The organism is Nocardioides sp. (assembly GCF_964228225.1).
Lineage (GTDB): Bacteria > Actinomycetota > Actinomycetes > Propionibacteriales > Nocardioidaceae > Nocardioides.
This window is the reverse complement of sequence record NZ_CAXQZB010000016.1, coordinates 1-21,154: the sequence shown is the minus strand read 5'-3', so window position 1 is coordinate 21,154 and position 21,154 is coordinate 1. Positions and strand designations below refer to the sequence as shown.

Annotated in this window: 17 protein-coding genes; 10 read left to right on the top strand and 7 right to left on the bottom strand. The window is 74.2% G+C overall.

The window, feature by feature from the left end:
- Positions 1-53 precede the first annotated feature (53 nt).
- Complete coding sequence (locus tag ACERUJ_RS03680; RefSeq protein WP_370247084.1) at positions 54-1,283, top strand: PucR family transcriptional regulator; 1,230 nt, start codon at positions 54-56, stop codon at positions 1,281-1,283.
- Positions 1,284-1,307: 24 nt separating this feature from the next.
- Here ACERUJ_RS03680 and ACERUJ_RS03675 read toward each other — a convergent pair whose 3' ends face one another.
- A complete protein-coding gene (locus tag ACERUJ_RS03675; protein ID WP_370247083.1) occupies positions 1,308-2,072 on the bottom strand; it encodes a PIG-L deacetylase family protein in 765 nt (254 codons plus the stop codon).
- A 481-nt stretch (positions 2,073-2,553) separates the two neighbouring features.
- Here ACERUJ_RS03675 and ACERUJ_RS03670 point away from each other — a divergent pair, with 481 nt between their 5' ends.
- Entirely contained in the window at positions 2,554-4,575 is a 2,022-nt protein-coding gene (locus tag ACERUJ_RS03670) for an acetoacetate--CoA ligase (RefSeq protein ID WP_370247082.1), read from the top strand.
- A gap of 12 nt (positions 4,576-4,587) precedes the next feature.
- Here the strand turns inward: ACERUJ_RS03670 and ACERUJ_RS03665 are convergent, their stop codons facing one another.
- Positions 4,588-5,823, bottom strand: a complete 1,236-nt coding sequence (locus tag ACERUJ_RS03665; protein ID WP_370247081.1) for a PucR family transcriptional regulator — start codon at positions 5,821-5,823, stop codon at positions 4,588-4,590.
- 200 nt (positions 5,824-6,023) lie between these two features.
- Here ACERUJ_RS03665 and ACERUJ_RS03660 point away from each other — a divergent pair, with 200 nt between their 5' ends.
- From ACERUJ_RS03660 to ACERUJ_RS03635, 6 genes are read left to right on the top strand one after another with little or no spacing between them, the layout of a single operon-like run.
- Positions 6,024-7,466, top strand: a complete 1,443-nt coding sequence (locus ACERUJ_RS03660) for an AMP-binding protein (protein WP_370247080.1) — start codon at positions 6,024-6,026, stop codon at positions 7,464-7,466.
- Entirely contained in the window at positions 7,463-8,281 is an 819-nt protein-coding gene (locus tag ACERUJ_RS03655) for an ABC transporter ATP-binding protein (protein ID WP_370247079.1), read from the top strand. Before ACERUJ_RS03660 ends, ACERUJ_RS03655 begins: the two co-directional genes overlap by 4 nt.
- On the top strand, positions 8,278-9,111 hold the full coding sequence (locus tag ACERUJ_RS03650) for an ABC transporter ATP-binding protein (protein ID WP_370247077.1): 834 nt from the start codon (positions 8,278-8,280) through the stop codon (positions 9,109-9,111). The genes ACERUJ_RS03655 and ACERUJ_RS03650 overlap by 4 nt, the downstream gene beginning before the upstream one ends.
- Positions 9,108-9,998, top strand: coding sequence for a branched-chain amino acid ABC transporter permease (locus ACERUJ_RS03645; RefSeq protein ID WP_370247076.1), 891 nt, complete (start codon positions 9,108-9,110; stop codon positions 9,996-9,998). Before ACERUJ_RS03650 ends, ACERUJ_RS03645 begins: the two co-directional genes overlap by 4 nt.
- Positions 9,991-11,238 carry a branched-chain amino acid ABC transporter permease gene (locus ACERUJ_RS03640; protein WP_370247075.1) on the top strand — a complete coding sequence of 416 codons (1,248 nt, stop codon included), beginning with the start codon at positions 9,991-9,993 and terminating at the stop codon, positions 11,236-11,238. The genes ACERUJ_RS03645 and ACERUJ_RS03640 overlap by 8 nt, the downstream gene beginning before the upstream one ends.
- Positions 11,235-12,482 carry an ABC transporter substrate-binding protein gene (locus ACERUJ_RS03635; RefSeq protein ID WP_370247074.1) on the top strand — a complete coding sequence of 416 codons (1,248 nt, stop codon included), beginning with the start codon at positions 11,235-11,237 and terminating at the stop codon, positions 12,480-12,482. Before ACERUJ_RS03640 ends, ACERUJ_RS03635 begins: the two co-directional genes overlap by 4 nt.
- Positions 12,483-12,601: 119 nt before the next feature.
- Here the strand turns inward: ACERUJ_RS03635 and ACERUJ_RS03630 are convergent, their stop codons facing one another.
- From ACERUJ_RS03630 to ACERUJ_RS03610, 5 genes are read right to left on the bottom strand one after another with little or no spacing between them, the layout of a single operon-like run.
- Positions 12,602-13,462, bottom strand: coding sequence for a ThuA domain-containing protein (locus ACERUJ_RS03630; RefSeq protein WP_370247073.1), 861 nt, complete (start codon positions 13,460-13,462; stop codon positions 12,602-12,604).
- Positions 13,459-15,162, bottom strand: coding sequence for a GMC family oxidoreductase (locus ACERUJ_RS03625; RefSeq protein WP_370247072.1), 1,704 nt, complete (start codon positions 15,160-15,162; stop codon positions 13,459-13,461). The genes ACERUJ_RS03630 and ACERUJ_RS03625 overlap by 4 nt, the downstream gene beginning before the upstream one ends.
- Complete coding sequence (locus tag ACERUJ_RS03620; RefSeq protein ID WP_370247071.1) at positions 15,159-16,109, bottom strand: gluconate 2-dehydrogenase subunit 3 family protein; 951 nt, start codon at positions 16,107-16,109, stop codon at positions 15,159-15,161. The genes ACERUJ_RS03625 and ACERUJ_RS03620 overlap by 4 nt, the downstream gene beginning before the upstream one ends.
- 30 nt (positions 16,110-16,139) lie before the next feature.
- Positions 16,140-16,553 carry an Hpt domain-containing protein gene (locus ACERUJ_RS03615; RefSeq protein ID WP_370247070.1) on the bottom strand — a complete coding sequence of 138 codons (414 nt, stop codon included), beginning with the start codon at positions 16,551-16,553 and terminating at the stop codon, positions 16,140-16,142.
- A 5-nt stretch (positions 16,554-16,558) separates the two neighbouring features.
- Positions 16,559-18,055, bottom strand: a complete 1,497-nt coding sequence (locus ACERUJ_RS03610) for a serine/threonine-protein kinase (protein WP_370247069.1) — start codon at positions 18,053-18,055, stop codon at positions 16,559-16,561.
- Positions 18,056-18,212: 157 nt separating this feature from the next.
- Here ACERUJ_RS03610 and tyrS point away from each other — a divergent pair, with 157 nt between their 5' ends.
- Complete coding sequence (gene tyrS, locus ACERUJ_RS03605; protein ID WP_370247068.1) at positions 18,213-19,502, top strand: tyrosine--tRNA ligase; 1,290 nt, start codon at positions 18,213-18,215, stop codon at positions 19,500-19,502.
- 6 nt (positions 19,503-19,508) lie between these two features.
- Positions 19,509-20,672 carry an alpha-hydroxy acid oxidase gene (locus tag ACERUJ_RS03600; RefSeq protein WP_370247067.1) on the top strand — a complete coding sequence of 388 codons (1,164 nt, stop codon included), beginning with the start codon at positions 19,509-19,511 and terminating at the stop codon, positions 20,670-20,672.
- The last annotated feature ends 482 nt before the right edge of the window (positions 20,673-21,154 follow it).

The window sequence follows — 21,154 nt, the reverse complement described above, 5'->3', positions numbered from 1 at the left end:
AAGCCGGTGTGGTTGGATCCAGGACCAGAAACGATCGGGAGGAGTGGACGTCGATGACGCCGGAGGACCTGCGCTCCTGGACCGCCGACTTCGCCGCCCGGGCGCTGGACCCCGACGCCGTGGAGGCCTTCGTGGCCGACGTGGACGCCGTCATCCTGGCCCAGATGCCCGACCTCGCCGCCGACCCCGTGCTGGTCGCCGAGCTGCACGCCTCGACCCGGGCCCACTGGCGCACCTTCCTCGCCGCCCTGCCCGACCCCGCGCACCGGCTGGTGCTCCCCGAGCCGGCGATCGCGCTCTCACGGTCCCTGGCCCGACGCGGCGAGGACATCGGGGTGCTGCTGAAGATCTACCGCACCGCCCAGCGCGGCGTCTTCGAGCACCTCGCCGCCGTCGACGTCGCCCGCCACGCGGGCCCGCGCCCGGTGGCGCGCGACGAGGTGCTCGTGGCCCTGTGGGACCGCGCCAGCCGCTGGATCGACGACGCCGTCGAGGCGCTCATCGCCGACCACCTCGAGGAGCAGCGGCGCATCCGCGAGACCACCGACGCCGGCCGCGCCGAGGCGATCGCGGCGCTGCTGCGCGGCGAGCCCGCGCAGGCCCGGACCCTGCGGGCGCTGGCCCACCCGCTCCCGCTGTGCCAGACCGCGCTCGTGCTCTGGCGCCGTGACGGCGACGTCCCGCCGGCGCCGGGGGAGTGGGCCCGGGCGGTGCGCGGCGCCCTGGGGGCGACCTCGGTGCTCACGCACCTTGCCGGCAGCCGTGAGCTGTGGGCCTGGGCCGCCACCGCCACCCCGCCCGAGGACGCCGCCCTCGACGGCCTGGCGGTGCTGCTCGAGGACGGGGTGCACCTCGCGGTGGGGCGCCCCGAGGCCGGGCCGACGGGGTTCCGGCGCAGCCACGAGCAGGCCCGGTCGGTGCAGGCGCTGATGCTCGGACTGCCGCGCACCAGCGCGCCGCCAGCGCTGCTGCGGCACCCCGAGGTCGAGCTGCTGTGCCTCACCGGCACCGGCTCGGCGGTGGCCGACCTCGCCCGCCGCGAGCTCGGCGCGCTGCTGGCGCCCGGCCGCGGACCGGCCCAGCTGCGCGAGACCCTCGCGACCCACCTCGCCTGTGGGCTCCAGGTCGACCTCACCGCCCGCCGGCTCGTCGTGCACCCCAACACCGTGCGCTACCGGCTCGCCCGCGCCGAGGAGCTCCTCGGACGCCGGCTCACCGAGCGTGCGGGCGCCCTCGACCTCGCGCTGCGCTACGCCGCGCTCGTCGGCGTCCCGGAGTCCTGAGGCGCCGCCTGTCGGGGGACGGCGTCAGCGGACGGCGATGACCTCGAAGGCCACGCCGAGCGCCGCCCCGAGCCGCGCCCCGGTGCCCTGCGCCATCCCAGTGAGGAAGCCCCGGGCCTCGTCCGCAGTCTGCCCGAGGCCCGCGAGGTAGGCCTGATGGGCGAGCAGGGAGTCGATGCCGGCCTCGAAGGAGTCGGTGATGTCGACGCCGTGGCGGGCCCGCGGCGATCCGGCCGCCCACACCGCCCGCACGCCGTCCCACGGCTCCAGACCCTCGGTGCTGTCGGCGCCGCCGAGCTGCTCGGGGAAGATCCACCGGTTGCCGGCGTCGCGCACGGCGTCCACGACCGCGCGGCCCACGGCCATGTGGTCGGCCTGGTTGAGGAAGCCGCCCTCCCAGGTCTCGCGGAAGTTGTGGGTGAGCACGATGTCGGGCCGGTGCCGACGCACGATCCCGGCGAGCAGACGACGCAGCTCGACGCCGTACTCCACCACGCCGTCGGGACGGCGCAGGAAGTCGCAGCGCGACACCCCCACCGCGGCGCAGGCCGCGAGCTGCTCGGCCTCGCGCAGCGGTCCGGCTTGGTCGGGGTGCAGACCGTCGATGCCGGCCTCGCCGGAGGTCACCAGGCAGTACACGACCTCCTTGCCCTGCCCGGTCCAGCGCGCCACGGCCGCACCGGCGCCGTACTCCATGTCGTCGGGGTGGGCCACGATCGCCAGTGCCCGCGACCAGTCGTCCTCCGGCAGGTGCTCGAGCGGGGTGGGGCCGGGCGTCACGTCGTCCACGCACCCCAGCATGACAGCGCAGGCGCGGCACCGGGAGGTGCGAGCGCGCCCGGGACCGGCGGTTCCCGGTGCCGGCCTTCGACTCGCTGCGTCTCGTGACGGCGCTGGGGCGCCTCCTCGACGACCGTGGGGAGATGCGGTCGTCGAGGAGCGAGCGCAGCGAGTGTCACGAGACGCGCGCACCCGAGGGACCGCGGGATGCGGGGTGCTCCTCGATGACCGTGGGGAGATGCGGTCGTCGAGGAGTGAGCGCAGCGAGTGTCACGAGACGCGCGCACCCGAGGGACCGCGGGATGCGGGGTGCTCCTCGATGACCGTGGCGAGATGCGGTCGTCGAGGAGTGAGCGCAGCGAGTGTCACGAGACGCGCGCACCTGAGGGGCCGCGGGATGCGGGGTGCTCCTCGATGACCGTGACCTCGGATGGACCTCACCCGACCTGCCCGCGCCTGCGGAGTCGGCGCGCTGTCTAGGGTGAGCGGCATGAGTGGGAGCAGCGACGACACCCGCCCCGGCGACCTGCTGTGGTCGCCCCCGGCCGACGTCTCCGGCACCGCGCTGGGCCGGTTCCAGGCCGAGGTCGCGGCGGCCACGGGCATCGACGCCACCGACTACCGCGCCCTGTGGTCGTGGTCGGTGGAGCAGCCCGGGGAGTTCTGGTCGCGGCTGTGGGACTTCTACGACGTCGGCCCGCGGCCCGAGGGTCCCGCCCTGGCGCCGGGGTGGTCGATGCCGGAGGACGTGCGCTGGTTCGAGGGCGCCACGCTCAACCTCGCCGGCTACCTGCTCGACCGCCCCCGACCCGACGACGCCGTCGCCGTGCTCGGCCTGCACGAGGGCGGCGGCCGCCGCGAGCTCACCTGGGGCGAGCTGCGGCGCGAGTCCCGGGCCTTCGCCGCCACCCTGCGCTCGTGGGGGGTGGGTCCCGGCGACCGCGTGGTCGGCTACCTGCCGCACGTCCCCGAGACCGTGGTCGCCTTCCTCGGCACCGCACTCGTCGGGGCGCTGTGGTCCTCGGTGGGCCAGGACTACGCCCCCGGGGCGGTGCTCGACCGGTTCGGCCAGCTCGAGCCGCGCGTGCTCGTGGCGGGCGACGGCTACCACTGGGCGGGCCGCACGATCGACCGCACCGGTGAGATCGCGGAGATCCGGGCCGGGCTGCCCACGATCGAGCACACGGTGCTGGTGGGCAACCTCGGCCCCGACACCGCCCGTGCCGCGGACCTCGGCGCGCACCCGTGGAGCACGCTCACCGACCTGCCCGCCGACGACGCCGCCGCGGTCACGGCACAGGCGGTGCCCTTCGACCACCCGCTGTGGGTGCTCTACTCCTCCGGCACGACCGGCCAGCCCAAGGGCCTGGTGCACGGTCACGGCGGGGTGCTGCTGGAGGAGCTCAAGGCCCACGGCCTGCACTTCGACCTCGGTCCGGACGACCGCTTCCTCTGGTACACCTCGCCGAGCTGGGTGATGTGGAACATCCAGATCACCGCGCTGCTCGTCGGCGCCTGCGTGGTGGCCTACGACGGCGCCCCGACCAGCCCGAGCCCCGACGCGCTGTGGGAGGTCGTCGCGCGCGAGCGGGTCACCGTCTTCGGGGTGTCCCCGGGCTTCCTCCAGGCCGGTCTCGCCGCCGGGCTGGAGCCGGGGCGCGACCACGACCTCTCCGCCCTGCGCGCGATGGGCTCCACCGGCTCGCCGCTCTCGGCGGGGCTGCACGGCTGGGTCCGCTCGCACGTCGGCGACCTGCCGCTGTGGTCGATCAGCGGCGGCACCGACGTCGCCAGCGCGTTCATCGGCGGCGCTCCCTCACTGCCGGTCCGGGCCGGGGTGATCCCCACCCCGCTGCTCGGCGTCGCCCTGGAGGCCTGGGACGGCGACGGCCGGCCGGTGGTCGGTCAGGTGGGCGAGATGGTGATCACCGTGCCGCTGCCGAGCATGCCGGTGCACCTGTGGCGCGACCCCGACCACGCCCGCTACCGCGATGCCTACTTCTCCACGTTCCCGGGCGTCTGGCGCCACGGCGACTGGATCACCATCGATGAGGGCGGGGCGATCGTGGTGCACGGCCGCTCCGACGCCACCCTCAACCGCCACGGGGTGCGGATGGGCAGTGCCGACATCTACGCCTGCCTGGAGGACCTGCCCCAGATCGCCGACGCGCTCGTCGTCGGGGTGGACGAGCCTGACGGCGGGTACTGGATGCCGTTGTTCGTCGTGATGGCCCCGGGGGAGGAGCTCGACGACGCGCTGCGCGCCGACATCGCCGACCGCATCCGGCGCCGCACGACCCCGCGGCACGTGCCCGACGCCGTCATCGCGGTGCGCGGTGTGCCGCACACCCGCACCGGCAAGCGGTTGGAGATCCCCGTCAAGCGACTGCTCGCCGGCGCCGAGGTGGCCTCGGTGGCCAACCCCAGCAGCGTCGACGACGCCACCCTGCTCGACGACTTCGCCGCCGTGGCGGCGGCGCGGGCGCAGGAGCGCGGCGCCGCGGGGAGCTGACCCCACCCGCGCTCAGCGGGCGGCGCGCCGCTCGGTCTCGAGCAGCAGCCGGTGCGACTCCAGGGCGAGGCTGAGCCGCACGAGGTCGGCCGGCAGCCGCAGGTCGGCGCCGGTGAGCGAGGTGAGCTTGCCGAGGCGGTAGCGCACGGTGTTGGGGTGGCAGTGCAGCAGCTTGCCGGTGGCCTCCGCCGCGCCACCGGCGTCGAACCAGGCCCGCAGCGTGCCGAGCAGCAGGTCCTGCTCGTCGCCCGGCAGGTCGAGCACCGGCCCCAGCACCTCGCGGGCGAGGTCCACCGCGAGGTCGGGTGAGGCGTGCAGCAGCGCCGGGATGCGCGCCTGGTCGAATCGGGTGACGGTGCCGGACCCGGCCAGCGCGACCTGCCGGGCCAAGCGCGCCTGCACCGCGGCCGCGGGGGTCTCGAGCAGCGACTCGTAGATGCGGCTCAGCCCCACCCGGCCCAGCGCGAGGGTGCCGAGGTGGTCGGTGAGCCGGTCGAGCCGGTAGGCCCGGGTGAGGGCGATGATGCCGAGCTCGCAGTCGGGTTCGCTGCGCCAGGCCGAGCGCACCCCGAGCGAGGACAGCGCCCGCTCGAGGTTGGCGGTGGTGGAGTCCTCCCGCTCCTCCTCCCCGCCGAGGGGGTCGCAGGCCACCACCACCAGCTGCCCGACGTGCGGGAGGCGCAGGGCCCCGGCCAGCTCGCCGAGGGTGCGACCCTGGGGCGCGACGCCGCTGACGATCGCGGCGAGCGCGGCCTCGCGCTGACGGGCGTCGCGCAGGATCTGCTCGGTCTCGACGTCGCGGTAGGCCGCGGCCAGCTCCTGGGAGTACACGTCCAGCGCGGTCCACAGCTTCGAGGCCGAGGCCAGCAGCGCGCGACCCACCTCGGGGTCGTCGCACATCACGACGACCTCGTTCCAGATCTGCAGCGCCCCCAGCCGGTAGGCGTGCAGCACGCAGGCCAGCGGCACGCCTTGGCCGGCGCGGGTGCGTCCGGTGCGCCGCGGCGGCGCCATCGAGCCGGGGGCGTCGAGCATCAGCGACTCCAGCAGCCCGATGAGGTTGGGCCGCACCGACTCGACCAGCTGCTCGAAGGTCACCGCGGTCAGGTAGATCTCCTCCTCCGCGCGGATCAGGTGCGCCACCCGCTCGGTGAGGCCGTCGATGTCGAGCAGCAGCTGCTGGCACACCGCCACGACCCGGGGATCGGTCGGCTCGAGCTGGGGGCGGGTCACCGCGCTTGTGGACACGAACAAAGAATCCCACGTCATGTGAGTGGCGTCACCATGTGCACCCCCGGCTGGACTTGGAGAAGGTGTGTCACGCCTGGTGATCGGCGTCACCCACCGTTGTGGGCCGCCACGATCCGGCGCTGGTCCGGTCCGTCCGGTACCGGCCGCCCGATCCCACCGGGTCGCCCGCCCCGACCCGCCACACCCCGATGGACGACATGAACCTCGCCGAGCTCCTCGACCGCGCCGCGGTGTCGCACGCGCGCCGCGTCGCGATCCGGCTCGACGACGAGGCGCTCACCTACCGCGACCTCGCCGCGGCGACGGTGTCCGCCGCCGCGCGGCTGGCCGCCGCGGGGGTCGGCCCCGGCGACCGCGTGGGCCTCGTGCTGCCGCACGTGCCGGCCTTCGCCGTCTGGTACTACGCGGCCCTGCGCCGGGGCGCCGTGGTCGTGGCGCTGGACCCGGCGCTGGCTCCCCGCCACCTGGTCCGCTACCTCGACGACGCCGACGGCGCCGCCGTCGTCGCGTGCTCCGAGGTCGCCCGTCCCGAGGGATCGGACGCCACCTGGCTCGACACCGACACCGACGCTCCGGCCGCCGACCCCGGGCCCGCGCCGGTCGTCGCGCGTGCGGCCGATGACGTCGCGGCCATCGTCTACACCTCCGGCACCACCGGCACCCCCAAGGGCGCGGTGCTCACCCACGGCAACCTGCTGGGCAACGCCCGCCACGTGGGGGAGGACCTCTACGAGCTCGCCGAGGACGACGTGCTGCTCGGCGTGCTGCCGTTCTTCGGCGCGTTCGGGCAGACCTGCGTGCTCAACGCCGCGGTCCTGGCCGGCGCGCAGGTCACCCTCGCGCCCCGGGCCGACGCCGCGCGGGCCCGCGAGGTCATCGCCCGCGACCGCGTGAGCGTGATCGCCGCGGTGCCCTCGATGTACGTCAGCCTCGTGCGCGACGCCGGGCCCGACGCCACCAGCGTGCGGCTGTGCCTGTCCGGCGGGGCGGCGCTGCCGCTGGACGTGCTGCTGCGCGTCGAGCGCACCTTCGGCTGCGTGGTCCTGGAGGGCTACGGCCTCTCGGAGGCCTCCCCGGTGGTCGCCTTCAACCGCATCGACCGCCGCCTCATCGGCTCGGTCGGCCAGCCGATGCCCGGCGTCGAGGTGCGGGTCGTGGGGCCCGAGGGCCGCGAGGCCGGCGTCGGCGAGACCGGGGAGATCCTCGTGCGCGGCCACAACGTGATGGCCGGCTACTGGCGCCGCCCGGAGGGCAGCCGGCTCGCGCTCGACGGCGGGTGGCTGCACACCGGCGACCTCGGCCGGCGCGACGCCGACGGCTTCGTGCACCTGGTCGACCGCGCCGGCGAGGTGCTCGTCCGCGCCGGCGAGCCGGTGTACCCCCGCGAGATCGAGGAGGTCCTCTACGACCACCCCGCCGTCGCGGAGGCCGCGGTGGTGGAGGTCGCCGAGGGTGCCGAGCTCGTCGCGTTCGTGACCCTGCGCCCCGGCGCCCCGAGCGACCCCGCGCCCCTGGTGCGGCACCTGCAGCAGCTGCCGGCCCACGCCCGGCCCACGCACGTGGAGGTCGTCGCCGACCTCCCGAAGACCTCGACCGGCAAGATCCTCAAGCGCTCCTTGCGAATGGCGGTGCACTCATGACCTCGTCCCTCCTCGAAGTCCGCGGGCTGGCGGTGACCTACGGCGGTGTCGTCGAGGCGCTGCGCGGCATCGACCTCACGGTCGAACGCGGCAGCGTCGTGGCCCTGCTGGGCAGCAACGGCGCCGGCAAGACCACGCTGCTGCGTGCGCTCTCCGGCACCCTGCGGCTGCACCGCGGGAAGGTGGAGTCCGGCTCCATCCACTACCAGGGCACCGACATCACCAAGCGCGACACCGCCGCCGGCGTGGCGTCGGGCCTGGTGCAGGTGCCCGAGGGCCGCCGGATCTTCACCCGCCTCACCGTGGAGGAGAACCTCCGCGCCGGTGGGCTCGGCGCCCGCGACAAGTCCGGCCGCGAGCAGGCCCAGGCCCGGGTGTTCGAGATGTTCCCGGTGCTCGCCCAGCGCCGCGGCCAGCGGGCCGGCCTGCTCTCCGGTGGTGAGCAGCAGATGCTCGCCATCGGCCGCGGGCTGATGGCCGGCCCCGAGCTGCTGCTGCTCGACGAGCCCTCCCTCGGCCTCGCGCCGCGCATCATCGGCCAGATCGGCGAGGTGGTGCGCGAGATCAACAACCAGGGCGTCTCGGTGCTCCTCGTCGAGCAGAACGCCACGATGGCGCTCGGCGTCGCCGACACCGCCTTCGTGCTCGACGTCGGCAAGGTCTCGCTGTCGGGACCCGCCGCCGAGCTCGCCCAGACCGACGCCGTGCAGCGGCTCTACCTCGGCCACGGCGCCGAGGCCCCCGCGCACGCCGACCCGCTCGCGAAGGCCGACCCCGCGCGGCCCCGCAAGACCCTCTCGAGGTGGACCGCATGAGTACCCCGCCCGTCCGCTCCGACGTCCCGGTCCTGGAGGTCAAGGGCGCCACCGTGCGCTTCGGTGCCCTCACGGCCCTGGACGCGGTGTCCTTCACGGTGCAGCCCGGCACGATCCACGCCGTCATCGGGCCCAACGGCGCCGGCAAGTCGACGATGTTCAACGTCCTGTGCGGCGTCTACAAGGTGGCCGAGGGGTCGGTGCGCATGGGGCGCACCGAGCTCACCACCATGGTGCCGCACGCCATCGCCGGGCTCGGCCTGGCCCGGGCGTTCCAGAACATCGCGCTCTCCGGTGCCCAGTCGGTGCAGGACAACGTGATGATCGGGCGTCACCGGCTCACCAAGGCGGGCTTCCTCACCTCGGGCCTGCAGCTGCCCTCGGTGCGGGCGGAGGAGAAGCGCCACCGCGCCCGGGTGCACGAGATCTGCGACTTCCTCGAGCTCGGCGACAAGCTCGACATCCCCGTGGGCGTGCTGTCCTACGGCGACCAGAAGCGCGTCGAGGTCGCCCGGGCCCTGGCCAGCGAGCCCTCCATCCTGCTGCTCGACGAGCCGGTGGCCGGCATGAACGCCGAGGAGACCCGCCGGATGGGCGAGTCGATCCGCGAGATCCGCGACGCCCTCGGTATCAGCATCGTGCTGGTCGAGCACGACATGGGCATGGTGATGGGTCTCGCCGACCGCGTCACCGTGCTCGACTTCGGCCGTCGCATCGCCGACGGCACCCCGGCGGAGGTGCAGGTCGACCCCGAGGTGATCCGGGCCTACCTCGGCTCCGGCGACGAGACCGATCCCGCTGCGGCGGCACTCAAGGAAGGTGCGCTGTGACCCAGTTCCTGTCCCTGCTGCTCAACGGGCTCTCGCTCGGCGCGATCTACGCGCTGATCGCCCTGGGCTTCGTGATCATCTACAAGGCCAGCGAGGTCGTGACCTTCATGCAGGGCTCGCTGCTCCTGCTCGGCGCCTACGTCATCGCCGCCACCAACGAGGACCTCGGTTTCGCGCTCGCGGTCGTGCTGGGCCTGCTCGTCACCGTGATCGGCGCGGTGCTCATGGAGCGGCTGGTGATCAGCCGGCTGCGGGGCGCCCCGGTGATCAGCCTGGCGATCGTCACCATCGGTGCCGACCTGATCCTGCTCACCGAGCTCACCCGGCGCATCGGCTCCGACATCCTCTCCGTCGGCCAGCCGTGGGGTGGTGACACCGTCTCCTTCGGCGACGTCGGGATCGCGACCAACCGCCTTCTCGCCATCGTCGTGGCGGGCGTGCTCATCGGTGCCTTCTTCGTGGCCTTCAAGTACTCCAGCTGGGGCATCGCGATGCGGGCGGCGGCGGAGGACGGCGAGGCCGCGGCCCTCATGGGCATCCGCCTGGGCCGCGTGTCGATGGGCGCCTGGGGTGTCGCCGGCGTCCTGGCCGCCACCGCGGGACTCTTCGCCACCGGCTCGCCGACGCCCGGCGTGACGCCCTCGGTCGCGCTGGTCGCCCTCGCCGCCATCCCGGCCGCCATCCTCGGCGGTCTCGACTCCACCGGAGGCGCCCTGGTCGGCGGCCTGGTCATCGGCATCGCGGTCTCGATGGCCAGCGGCTACCAGGACAACCTGGAGTTCCTCGGCCGCGGCTTCGGTCCGGTCGTGCCGTACCTCGTCATGTTGCTCGTGCTGCTCTTCCGGCCCTCGGGCCTCTTCGGAACCAGGGATGTGACCCGTGTCTGACCTCACCACCACCACTGCGCCCTCCGCCGCACCGCCCGCCGGCGGTGCCCGCGTGGCACCGCCCGGGCCCTCGCGAGGTCGGAGCACGCTCCTGAGGCTGCTCCCCGCGGTCGCGCTCATCGCGGTCCTGGCCGTCTTCCCGATCTTCGTCGGGGGATTCTGGCTCACCATCGGGTTCTCGGTCTTCGCCGCCGTCATCGGCGCGGTCGGCCTGAACCTGCTGGTCGGCACCACCGGGCAGCTCTCGCTGGCCCACGCGTTCTTCCTCGCGGTCGGCGCCGTCACCTACGTCTACGTGTCGGGCTCCCCGGGTGGTGTCTCCACCGAGTACGGCGGGCTCGAGCTGCCGCCCCTGGTCGGGCTGATCGCGGGCGTGCTGGCCGCCGGTCTCGCCGGTCTGCTCGTCAGCCCGATCACCGCGCGGCTGCACGGCATCTACCTCGGCATCGCGACCCTGGGCCTGGTGTTCATCGGGGTCTACCTGCTCAACACCGTGTCGTACGTGACCGGCGGCTTCAACGGTCGCCTCGTGCCCGACTTCGAGCTGTTCGGCTTCAACTTCGGGGCCAACGAGGGGCCCTACCTCGAGGTCGCGGGCGTCCCGTTCGGGCGCAACGAACGTCTCTGGTACCTCGGCCTCGTGCTGTGCGTGCTGGCCTGCTGGTTCGCCGTGAACCTGCTGCGCTCCCGGCCCGGTCGGGCGCTGCAGATGGTGCGCGACAGCGAGACCGCCGGCTCGGTGCTCGGCATCAACGTGCAGGAGTACAAGGCCAAGGTCTTCCTCGTCTCCTCGATGTACGCGGGCCTCGCGGGCGTCCTGTACGCCCTCTCGATCGGCTCGATCGCCCCGGAGTCCTTCCGGCTGCCGCTCTCGGTGTTCTACCTGGCGATGGTCGTGCTCGGCGGCCTCGGCAGCGTCTGGGGTGCGGTGCTCGGCGCCACGTTCGTCACCGCGCTCCCGCTGGTCTTCCAGGAGTACGCGGCCGCACTTCCGTTCATCGTCGAGCCCGGACAGAGCGGCGGCATCATCGCGCCGCAGGCCGCGTCGTTCCTGTTCGGAATCGCGATCATCCTCGTCGTCATCTTCGAGCCCGGCGGCCTCGCCGGGCTCGCCCGAAAGCTCCGGCGCCTCACCCCGTCCCGGCCGTCCCGAGGTTCGGGCCCCGGGCGTCGGTCCGCACGTGCCGAGATCCCCACGTCGGCGTCCGCCGACTCGTCCACAGGAGGAACCCTCAGTTGAACACCATCCACACGCGTCGTCTGGCCGCCCTGGCCACGACGGCTCTGCTGATCGCCGCCACCGGCTGTTCCACCCGCGCCAGCGATGACGAGGGTTCCTCCTCGACCCAGGACGGCGTGAAGGTCGGCCGCGGCATCGACGGCACCACCATCACCCTCGGCTCGCTCACCGACCTCACCGGTCCGTTCGCCGCCCTGGGCAAGGACTTCACCAACGCCCAGGCGCTGTACTGGAAGACCCTCAACGAGGGCGACAAGATCTGCGGCACCTACACCGTCGAGGAGGAGGTGAAGGACCACGGCTACGACACCCAGAAGGGGATCCAGCTGTACTCCTCCATCTCCGAGGACGTCCTGGCCATCGAGCAGACGATCGGCTCCCCGATCAACGCCGGCCTCTTCGAGCAGCTCGACCGCGACAAGATGGTCAACATCCCCGGTGCGTGGGCCCAGGCCCTCACCGCCGACGAGCAGAACGCCGTCGTCGGTGCGACCTACGAGGTCGAGATGATCAACGTGCTCAACTACCTCCTCGACGAGGGCAAGATCGAGGAGGGCGGCACCCTCGGCCACATCTACTTCGAGGGCGAGTACGGCGAGGGCGGCCTCGGCGGCTCGGAGTACTTCGCCGAGCAGCACGACATGAAGCTGGTCAAGGTGCAGATCGCCCCGACCGACACCGACATGACCGCGGCCGTCACCAAGCTGGCCGCCGAGAACGTCGACGCCATCGCCATCACCACCGGCCCGACGCAGACCGCGTCGATCGCCGGCGTCGCCGCCGCCTCCGGCCTCGACGTGCCCCTCGTCGGCAACAACCCGGTCTACTTCCCGGGTCTGCTCGACACCCCGGCCGGCCCCGCGCTGGAGAAGAACCTGACCGTCGCCTCGCCCGTGGCGGGCTTCGACAAGTTCCCGGCCTACTTCGAGTCCTACTCCGAGGCCTACGACGGCGACCCGACGCTGGGCGTCATGTTCGGCTTCGCGGCCGCCGACGTCATGCGGCAGATCCTGGAGAAGGCCTGCGAGGACGGCGACCTGACGCCCGAGGGTGTCACGGCGGCGAAGCTGTCGATCGGCACCATCGACACCGGCGGCATCGCCGTCCCGGTGACCTTCCAGAAGGACACGTCCTCCAGCGACTCGATCTTCCTCTATCAGCCCGCCAAGGGCCCGGGTGGGGCCGTCACGGTCGGCGACGGTCCCTACACCTCCGCGGACGCCGCGGCGTTCATGGGGGAGTGAGCGGGTAGCCACCGCACCGCAGTGCCTCACCGCGGCCCACGACGACTCCGGTCGTCGTGGGCCGCGGCGCGTCCACGGCCCCGTCGGGGCCCGCGCCCCCCGGTGGGAGGGGCCGGGGATCAGCGCCGGTGCACCCGACCGTGCGCCAGCACCGTCCGCAGCCCGCCCAGCAGGTGCCGGCGGAACAGCGGGTCCAGGTACATCGTCACCTCGTGCCCGAGCGCGGTGTACCAGGACAGCCCGCGACCCACGCGGTGCTGCCAGCTCATCGGGTGGTCGCCCATGACCCCGCTCACGCGGCCCTCGGGCAGGGCCGGGCCGCTCGGCAGGTCGCTGGTGTTGGGGTCCTGGAGGTAGGTGGACTCGTCGATCGACAGCAGCACCCGTGAGCGCCCGCGCACGCTGGAGGTGAAGGAGTAGAACTCCTCCACCGGGATCAGCCACCGCGCCGGCAGGTGCGACGTCGAGCGGTGCGAGGCCGCCTCCCGCACCACCACCCCGGGCTGCTCCAGCGGATGGCACAGGAAGCGGCCGCCGGCCAGCAGCCGGGTGTGGAAGGCGGAGGTGTACTCGCTGTCGGCCGCCGAGTGCACGCCCGCCCAGCCGCCGCCCCCGGTCACGAACGCCTCCAGGGCCCGACGCTGCCGGGCGTCCAGCACGTCGCCGGTGGTGTTGACGAAGGCGACGGCGTCGTGGCGCGCGAGTCCGGTGGTGCTGAACCGCTCGGGGTCCTCGGTGGCGACGACGTCGAAGCCGTGCGCGTCCCCGAGCCGGGAGATCGTGGCGATCGCCACCGGGATCGAGGAGTGGCGGAACCCGGTGGTGCGGGTGAACACCAGCAGCCGCGGCCGTGCGCCCGCGGCACGCGCCGCGCCGGGCAGCAGGAGCGGTCCCACCGCGCCGGCCGCGCCGCCGACCAGCCCCCCGGCCAGCAGTCGTCGTCGGTCCAGGCCCGGTGCCTGCGTCCGGGATCGGGTCACGTGGCGCTCCGCTCCGCCAGGCCGCGCGCGATGCGCACGGCGTTGGCCATGATCGTCAGGGTCGGGTTGAAGCCGGGGAACGTCGGCCAGGTGGAGGCGTCGGCGACGTACACGTTCTCCACCTCGTGCAGCCGGCCCGAGGGCGCGCAGACCGAGTGCCGGGGGTCGGTGCCCATCCGCGCGGTCCCCGCAAGGTGGGCGGTGTTCGTGATCCCGTCGCTGAGCAGCGGGAAAGGCAGCACGAGGGCGCCCACCGCGCCCGGCGCCAGCCGGTGCATCGCCAGCTGCGCGCCCAGCAGGGTCGCGGCCGCCTGCTCGTGCCGGTGCGGTGAGTAGGTCACCCGCGGTGCGGGCAGTCCGTGCAGGTCGCGCACCCGCGGGTCCAGGTCCACCCGGTTGGCGGCCTGCGGCAGGTCCTGGTGCACCAGCTGCGAGCCGGCGATGCCGGCGTGCAGGCCCGCCTTCATGACCTCCTTCAGCGCCAGGCCCCAGCCGGTGTAGGCCGCGAGCATGCTGGCCCCCTGGATCGGGGGCGCCCCGCTGCCCACCTGCAGCAGCCCGCCCACGACGTAGGGCACGCCGAGCTCGCGCACGGGCGCCCCGCGGAAGGGCCCCACGAGGTCGTCGAGCACGAGGGTCGTGGACTGGGCGCGCAACGGCTCCACGTGCTCGGCGAACACCGAGCCGGCCAGGGTGAAGTTGTGGAACATCATGTGGCGGCCCACCAGGTCCGAGCCGTTGCCCAGGCCGTCGGGATGGGCCGTGCTGCGGGAGAGCAGCAGCAGCCGGGCGGTGTTGATCGGGCTGCCCGCGAGCACCACCGTGGTCGCCGCGAGGCGGTGCGATCCGCCGTCGACGTCGTGCCAGTGCACGGCGCGCGCCCGACGGCCGTCGCGCGTGGTCTCGATGCGGTGCACCCAGGCCCGGTCGATCACCCGCACCCGCCCCGAGCGGAGTGCGGGGTGCAGGAAGCCCGCGATCGCGTCGCCGCGGGCGTCGATGGGGCAGCCGAAGCCCGAGCACAGCCCGCAGGCGTTGCAGGCGGGGCGGCCGTCGCGGGGCCGGGAGTTCACCGCCGCGGGGTAGGGGTAGGGCTCCCAGCCCAGGGCCCGCGCGCCCTGGGCCAGCAGGCCGGCGGCGTACCCGGTCGGGTTGGGCGGCATGGGGAAGTCGCGCGTGCGCGGCGTCTGGGCACGGGTGCGGGCCGGCGTCGCGGCCCGGTCGCCCTGCACGCCGATCCGGTCCTCCACCAGGTCGTAGAACGGCGCGAGGTCGTCGTAGTCGATCGGCCAGTCGGCCACCGCGGCCTCCGGAACCGGACCGAGGTCCGAGCGCTGGGTGAAGTCCTGGCCCCAGAACCGCGGGGTCTTGGCGTTGTAGTGCAGGGTCGTCCCGCCGACGGCGGCGCCCAGCTGGCCCAGCGCGCCCTGGGCCGAGCGCGCCACCCCGGCTCGGGCCTGCGCCTGGGTACGGGTCGTGACGGGCTCGAGCAGCCCGTCGGGGAAGCCGTAGCCCCGCAGGCCCTTGATCTCGTCGCTGCCGTAGGTCGTGCCGAGCCGCCCGGCGGGGCGCTGCCCGAGGCCGGGACGCAGATGGGTGCCGCGCTCCAGGATCGTGACGTCCCACCCCTGGCGGGCCAGCTCCCAGGCGACGGCACTCCCCGCCGCGCCGCTGCCGACCACCACGGCCTCGCGGCTCATCGCGCCTCCTCCTCGCCGCGCACCCGGGCCACGATCGCGTCGGCGCGGGCGTGGAGGTCGGTGAGCTGCGGCAGGGCCGCCAGCCGCTCGCCCACGAGTGCGGTGAGCGCGCCGTGGTCGGCACCGCCCGCGAGGTGGCCGAGCGCGTCGTCGGAGCCGGCCCAGGTCAGGGCGGCGGCCGCCCCGAGCATGGCGGGCGTGGAGGGCAGCGCCAGCAGCGGCAGCGGGCGGGTGCGGGGCCGCTCCACCTCGCGCCGGGTGTAGCCGCGCGGCTGCCGGTCGCCGTCGAACCCGATGCCCCGCCAGCCCGCGGTGGCGCGGTTGCCGCCGTACTCGGGCGCCCCGAAGTGCAGCTCGAGGGTGTGCGTCACCGCGAGGTCGAGGAGGCGCCGCACCGCGGCGTCCTGCGTGCCGCGCAGTGCGAGGTCGCGCACCGGCCCGGGCAGGGCGGCGAAGCCCGGCGTCGTCGCGGCCAGCGCGCGCAGGCCGCGGCGGTAGACCTCGCGGAACCCGCCCGGGCCCTCGATCCGACGACGCCAGGCCCGCGACTCGTAGCGGTCCAGCGGCAGGAAGCGGGCGAAGTCGTTGCGGCGGGCGCCGCCGCGGTCGGAGAACGGCCCGCCCGCGTAGATGCGCGGCGGGTCGGTGTCGAAGGCGGCGAGCAGGGTGTCGATCGCCTCCGCGCACCGGGTCGCCAGCGCGCCCGGGGTGCCGTCGTCGGCCGGCACGATGCGGTCCACGACGCCCCGCAGCGTGCCGAGCTCGCCGGGGGAGAGGAAGGACGGACGCTGCCGGTCCGCGCCGTCGTCGGCCGGCTCGCTGGGCAGGGCGAGTGCGGCGGGTGGCAGCCCGGCCAGCGCCAGCACGGCGACGCCGCCGCCGAGCAGGCCGCGGCGCGAGGGGAACGAGGGGTCCGGCAGGTCCACCGGCGGCGGGGGAGCGCTCACGCCCCCTGCAACGAGGCGGAGTGACTCAGGTCACGCGCGGTAGGTGGCCTGGTAGCGCCGCAGCAGCTCGCGGGCCCGCGCCATCTCCGGTTCCAGGCGCGGCAGCAGCGCGGCGGCCGCGGCCAGGCCGTCGCGCTCCACCACGACCTCGGTCTCGCGCGCCAGCGCGCCGGCGTCCTGGGCCCCGAGGTTGAGGGCGCTGCCGGCGATCTTGTGCACCACGGCCCGGAACGCGGCGGCGTCGTCGGCGGCGACGTGCTCGTGCAGCGCGGCCATCGCGGCGCTGGAGTTGGCCTCGAAGTTGTCGATGGCGCGATCGAGGTAGGTCGTGTCACCGGGGTCGAGGTCGCGCAGCACGTCCAGCCGGGCGGTGTCGAGGCCCTCGATCGGGGGCGTGGCCGGCCCCGTCAGGTCGGCGTAGGGGTCGGGGGGCTGCTGGGTCACGGGGATCAGGCCTCTCCGGCGATCAGGAAGGTGTCGCCCTCGCGCACCAGCTGGAGGGTCACCGTCTCGGTCTGCACGCCCTCGCCGCGCAGGTTGTAGCGGTAGCGGTAGGTGACGACCAGCCGGTCGACATCGGCGTCGAAGGACACCACGCGCGGGTTGGTGACCCGGCTCCAGAACTCGCCGTACCGGGGGCTCTGGGCCTGGAACTGCGGGGTCAGCAGGGCGAAGCCGGCGGCGGGGTCGCTGCTGGCGGTGGCGAGGTAGGCCCCGATGAAGGCCTCGAGCTGCGCCACCGCGGGGGCGTCGGGGTCGGGGCTGCCGGTGTCGGTGGGGCTCCCGGTGGGCTCCTCGCCGGCCGATGACGACGCCGAGGGCGCGGCCGCGTCCGGCTGCCCCCCGGTGGTGCGCTGGGGATCGTCGAGGGCCAGGAGGACGGCGATCAGCAGCACCAGCCCGAGCACGACCGAGCCGAGCACCACGCCGGTGCGCGAGCGCCGTCGGCCGGGCGCGGGGGGTGCGGGGACGGCGCGACGGGCGCCCGGCCGCGACGCCGTCGACGGCGGGGCGGGGGTCCCGGCCGCCACGGTCGCGGCCCGACCGATCGGCGGCGACGGCACGGCGGCACCGGCGGGAGCGGGCGGGGCCGGCAGCACCCGGGTGCGGGTGGCGGGGTCGGCGGCGGGCCCGGGGGACGGGAGGGGCGACGGTGCGGACGGGTCGACCTCGGCCAGCACGCGCGCGACCTCGGCCATCGACCAGCGCGCCTGCGGGTCGTGGGTCAGCGTCGCCTCCAGCACCGGTGCGAGGGCTCCCGCGTCGGGCAGCCGCGGCGGCGGCTCGTTGACGATCCGGTACAGCGCGCCGAGCACGGTGTCGCCCGCCTCGTAGGGCGCGCGCCCCGCGAGGGCGTGGAACAGCGTGGCCCCCAGCGACCAGACGTCGCTGGCCGGCGTGGCGCCGGAGCCGGTGGCGACCTCGGGGGCGAGGTAGGCCGGTGACCCCGTCACGAGACCGGTCTGGGTGAGTGAGGGATCGGTGAGACCGCGCGCGATCCCGAAGTCGGTGAGCTTCACGTGCCCGTCCTCGCGCACGAGGATGTTGGAGGGCTTCACGTCGCGGTGCACGATCTGGTGGGCGTGCGCGGCCGCGAGGGCGGAGGCCACCTGGGCCAGGATCGGCGTCACGAAGTCGGCCGGCAGCGGACCGCGGGTGCGGATGAGGTCGGCGAGCGTGCTGCCGTCGACGTACTCCATCACCAGCCACTGACCCTCGGCGTCCTCGACCAGGTCGAGCACGCCGATGATGTGGGGGTGGTTCAGGCTGGCCGCGATCCGCGCCTCCCGCTCGGCGCGCTGGAGGTCGGGGCCGGCGGCACCCGGCATGAGGCCGACGCGCTTGATCGCGACGCGACGGCCCAACACCTCGTCGCGGCCGAGCCAGACCGCCCCCATGCCGCCGCGACCGATCTCGCGCTCGCGGCTGTACCTGCCGGATACCACGGGGTCACCCTAGGGTCTCCCGGCGCGAGGTGGAGGCGTGCGTCGTCCGGGTGGTGTCCGAGTCGCGGCCCCGGGCGGCCTGCTGGCAGGCTGGGACCTGCGTCCGACGCCGTCGTCCGGACCGCCCCCGCCCCGGCGACTGCGAAAGAGGAGCACCGTGCCCGTCGACCCGACCCTGCTCGACGATCTGGAGTGGCGCGGACTGCTCGCGCACACCACCGATCGTGACCAGCTGCGCGAGGCGCTCGCCGCGGGGCCGGTGCGCTTCTACGTCGGGTTCGACCCCACCGCGCCCAGCCTGCACCTGGGCAACCTGGTGCAGCTGGTCACCGCGCGACGGCTCCAGGACGCCGGCCACGTGCCGTTCCTGCTCGTCGGCGGCGCCACCGGGATGATCGGCGACCCGCGCGACTCCGGGGAGCGCACGCTCAACACCGCCGAGACCGTGCAGGCGTGGACCGCGTCGCTGCGGGCCCAGATCGAGCCGTTCCTCTCCTTCGAGGGTGAGAACGCCGCGACCATGGTGAACAACCACGACTGGACCGCCGGGCTGGGGGTGCTGGAGTTCCTGCGCGACGTCGGCAAGCACTTCCCGGTCAATCGGATGCTGGCCCGCGACACGGTGAAGCGGCGCCTGGAGTCGGGGATCAGCTTCACCGAGTTCAGCTACGTCCTGCTGCAGTCGATGGACTTCCTCGAGCTGTACCGCCGCCACGGCGTCGCGCTGCAGTTCGGCGGCTCCGACCAGTGGGGCAACATCACCGGCGGCGCGGAGCTGATCCGGCGATCGGTCGGCGGGCAGGCCCATGCCTTCGCGACGCCGCTGATCACCAAGGCCGACGGCACCAAGTACGGCAAGAGCGAGGGGGGCGCGCTCTGGCTCGACCCCTCGATGCTCTCCCCCTACGCCTTCCACCAGTTCTGGCTCAACGTCGAGGACGAGAAGGTCGGTGAGCTGCTGCGCATCTTCACCTTCCTCCCGCACGCCGAGATCGAGGCGCTCGAGGCGCGTCATGCCGAGGCCCCGTTCCGCCGCGAGGCGCAGCAGGTGCTCGCCGACGCCGTCACGACGTTCGTGCACGGCGCCCGCGAGACCGAGCAGGCCAGGGCGGCCGCCGCGGCGCTGTTCGGGGGCGACGGCGGCACCGGGCTGGCCGACCTCGACGTCGCCACCCTCGCGGCCGCGCTGCGCGAGGCCGGCACCACGACGGTCGCGCGCACCGACGGCGCCATCCCGAGCGTCGGCGACCTCCTGCTGGCCAGTGGTCTGGTGACCAGCCGCAGCGAGGCGCGCCGGACCGTGGGCGAGGGCGGGGCGTACGTCAACAACGTGCGGGTCTCCGACGTCGACGCCCCGCCCGCGGAGTCCGACCTGCTCGGTGGGTCGTGGCTGGTGCTGCGCCGGGGCAAGAAGCGCTTCGCCGGCGTCGAGGTCGTCGAGGGGTAGGACGCGATGACGGGGCACCAGCTGCCGGACCGGGGGACGAACGCCCCGGCCGGGTCCGGTGCGCCCGGTGCCCCCGGGGCCACCGCGTGGTCCCTCGGCGCCGACTGGTACCCCGCGCTGGTCGCCGCCGCCACGCAGGCGCTGCCCGCCCACGTCGCCGCCTACATCGCCTCGGGCGCCCGCCGTCAGCGCACGCGCGAGGAGGCCGAGGCCGCCTGGGCGGGGGTCCGGCTCGCGCCGCGGGTGTTCAGCGACGTGCGTCGCCCCGACACCGGCGTCACGCTGCTCGGGCAGGGCTACGACCTCCCCGTGGGCATCGCCCCCACGTCGCTGCAGCTGCTGGCCCATCCCGACGGCGAGCCCGGCATGGTGCGGGCGGCGCACCGTTGCGGGGTGCCCGTGGTGGTCTCGAGCAACAGCGGCACGCCCTTCGCGGCCCTGGCGCAGGCGGGGGAGCGGTGGTGGCTGCAGGCCTACCTCACCGCGGACCGGTCGCTGATCGTCCCCACGCTCCTCGCCGCCCGCGACGCCGGCGCCGCTGCGGTGGTGCTGACGGCCGACACCCCGTTCCCCGGCCCGAAGCCCGGTGTCGTCGACGCCGACTTCGGCGACCTGTCGGGGGTGTACGGCGTGAACCACCCCGCCGCGGTGAGGGGCGAGACACCGGGCGCCGAGCACGCCCGCGACCTCGGCCCGGCCGACGTCGCCTGGCTGCGCGACCTCACCGGGCTGCCGGTCGTGGTCAAGGGAGTGCTGCGCGCCGACGACGCCCGCCGGTGTCGCGACGCCGGCGCTGCCGCGGTGTGGGTGTCCAACCACGGGGGGCGCCAGTACGACGGCGCGATCGACACCGTCGCGGCGTTGTCGGCGGTGGCCCCGGCCGTGGGGGAGGAGATCGAGGTCTACGTCGACGGCGGCTTGCGCTCGGGTTACGACGTCGCCGCCGCCCTGGCGCTCGGTGCCCGGGCGGCGTTCCTCGGCCGTCCCGCCCTCTACGCGCTCGCGGCCGGTGGCAGCCCGGGCGTGCAGGAGTTGATGAGCGTGGTCGGGAGCGAGTTCCGGGAGGCGATGGCGCTCGCCGGGGCCCCGTCGCCCGACGCCCTGGCCGGCCTCGCCGCGCCGGTCCTCGGCGGGCCGGGACGGCCAGCGGAGCCGCGAAAGCACCTCTGACCTGCGGAAACAGTGTTCACGGGCCCGGTGTGACGCCGGACACGTGACCCCGATTTGTGCGCGTGCGGGGAAGGGTCTAATGTTCTCGATGTCGCCAGGGAGCGGCGGGGAGCAAGGCAGAAGCCGGGCTCCCGGCCCCTAGAGCGACCGACTCGGATCTCCGGTCCACGCCGATGTCTCGCAAGAGGCGCGGGAAGCACCAGGATCCACAGCCTGCGAGGGCGGCGAGAGATCGCAAGCGCGCAGTGCGTCTGATGTTTGAGAACTCAACAGTGTGTCATAGTCGACGGATTAATCAGTATGCCCTTGTCGGCTGGGATGGTTCGTGCCCTTTGTGGTACGGGTTGTTCTGGTTTGGTTTGGGTTGAGTTTTTTCGGCAATGATTCTGGCAATTGTGTCAGGGTTTGTTTGTCTGGGTATTGAATTTTCTATGGAGAGTTTGATCCTGGCTCAGGACGAACGCTGGCGGCGTGCTTAACAC

What these genes read in the sequence shown, in the direction of transcription:
- ACERUJ_RS03650 (WP_370247077.1), top strand. Translation starts at nt 8,278, where the DNA reads ATGAGTACCCCGCCCGTCCGCTCCGACGTCCCGGTCCTGGAGGTCAAG.
- ACERUJ_RS03670 (WP_370247082.1), top strand. Translation starts at nt 2,554, where the DNA reads ATGAGTGGGAGCAGCGACGACACCCGCCCCGGCGACCTGCTGTGGTCG.
- ACERUJ_RS03655 (WP_370247079.1), top strand. Translation starts at nt 7,463, where the DNA reads ATGACCTCGTCCCTCCTCGAAGTCCGCGGGCTGGCGGTGACCTACGGC.
- ACERUJ_RS03600 (WP_370247067.1), top strand. Translation starts at nt 19,509, where the DNA reads ATGACGGGGCACCAGCTGCCGGACCGGGGGACGAACGCCCCGGCCGGG.
- ACERUJ_RS03660 (WP_370247080.1), top strand. Translation starts at nt 6,024, where the DNA reads ATGAACCTCGCCGAGCTCCTCGACCGCGCCGCGGTGTCGCACGCGCGC.
- ACERUJ_RS03680 (WP_370247084.1), top strand. Translation starts at nt 54, where the DNA reads ATGACGCCGGAGGACCTGCGCTCCTGGACCGCCGACTTCGCCGCCCGG.
- ACERUJ_RS03625 (WP_370247072.1), bottom strand. Translation starts at nt 15,162, where the DNA reads ATGAGCCGCGAGGCCGTGGTGGTCGGCAGCGGCGCGGCGGGGAGTGCC.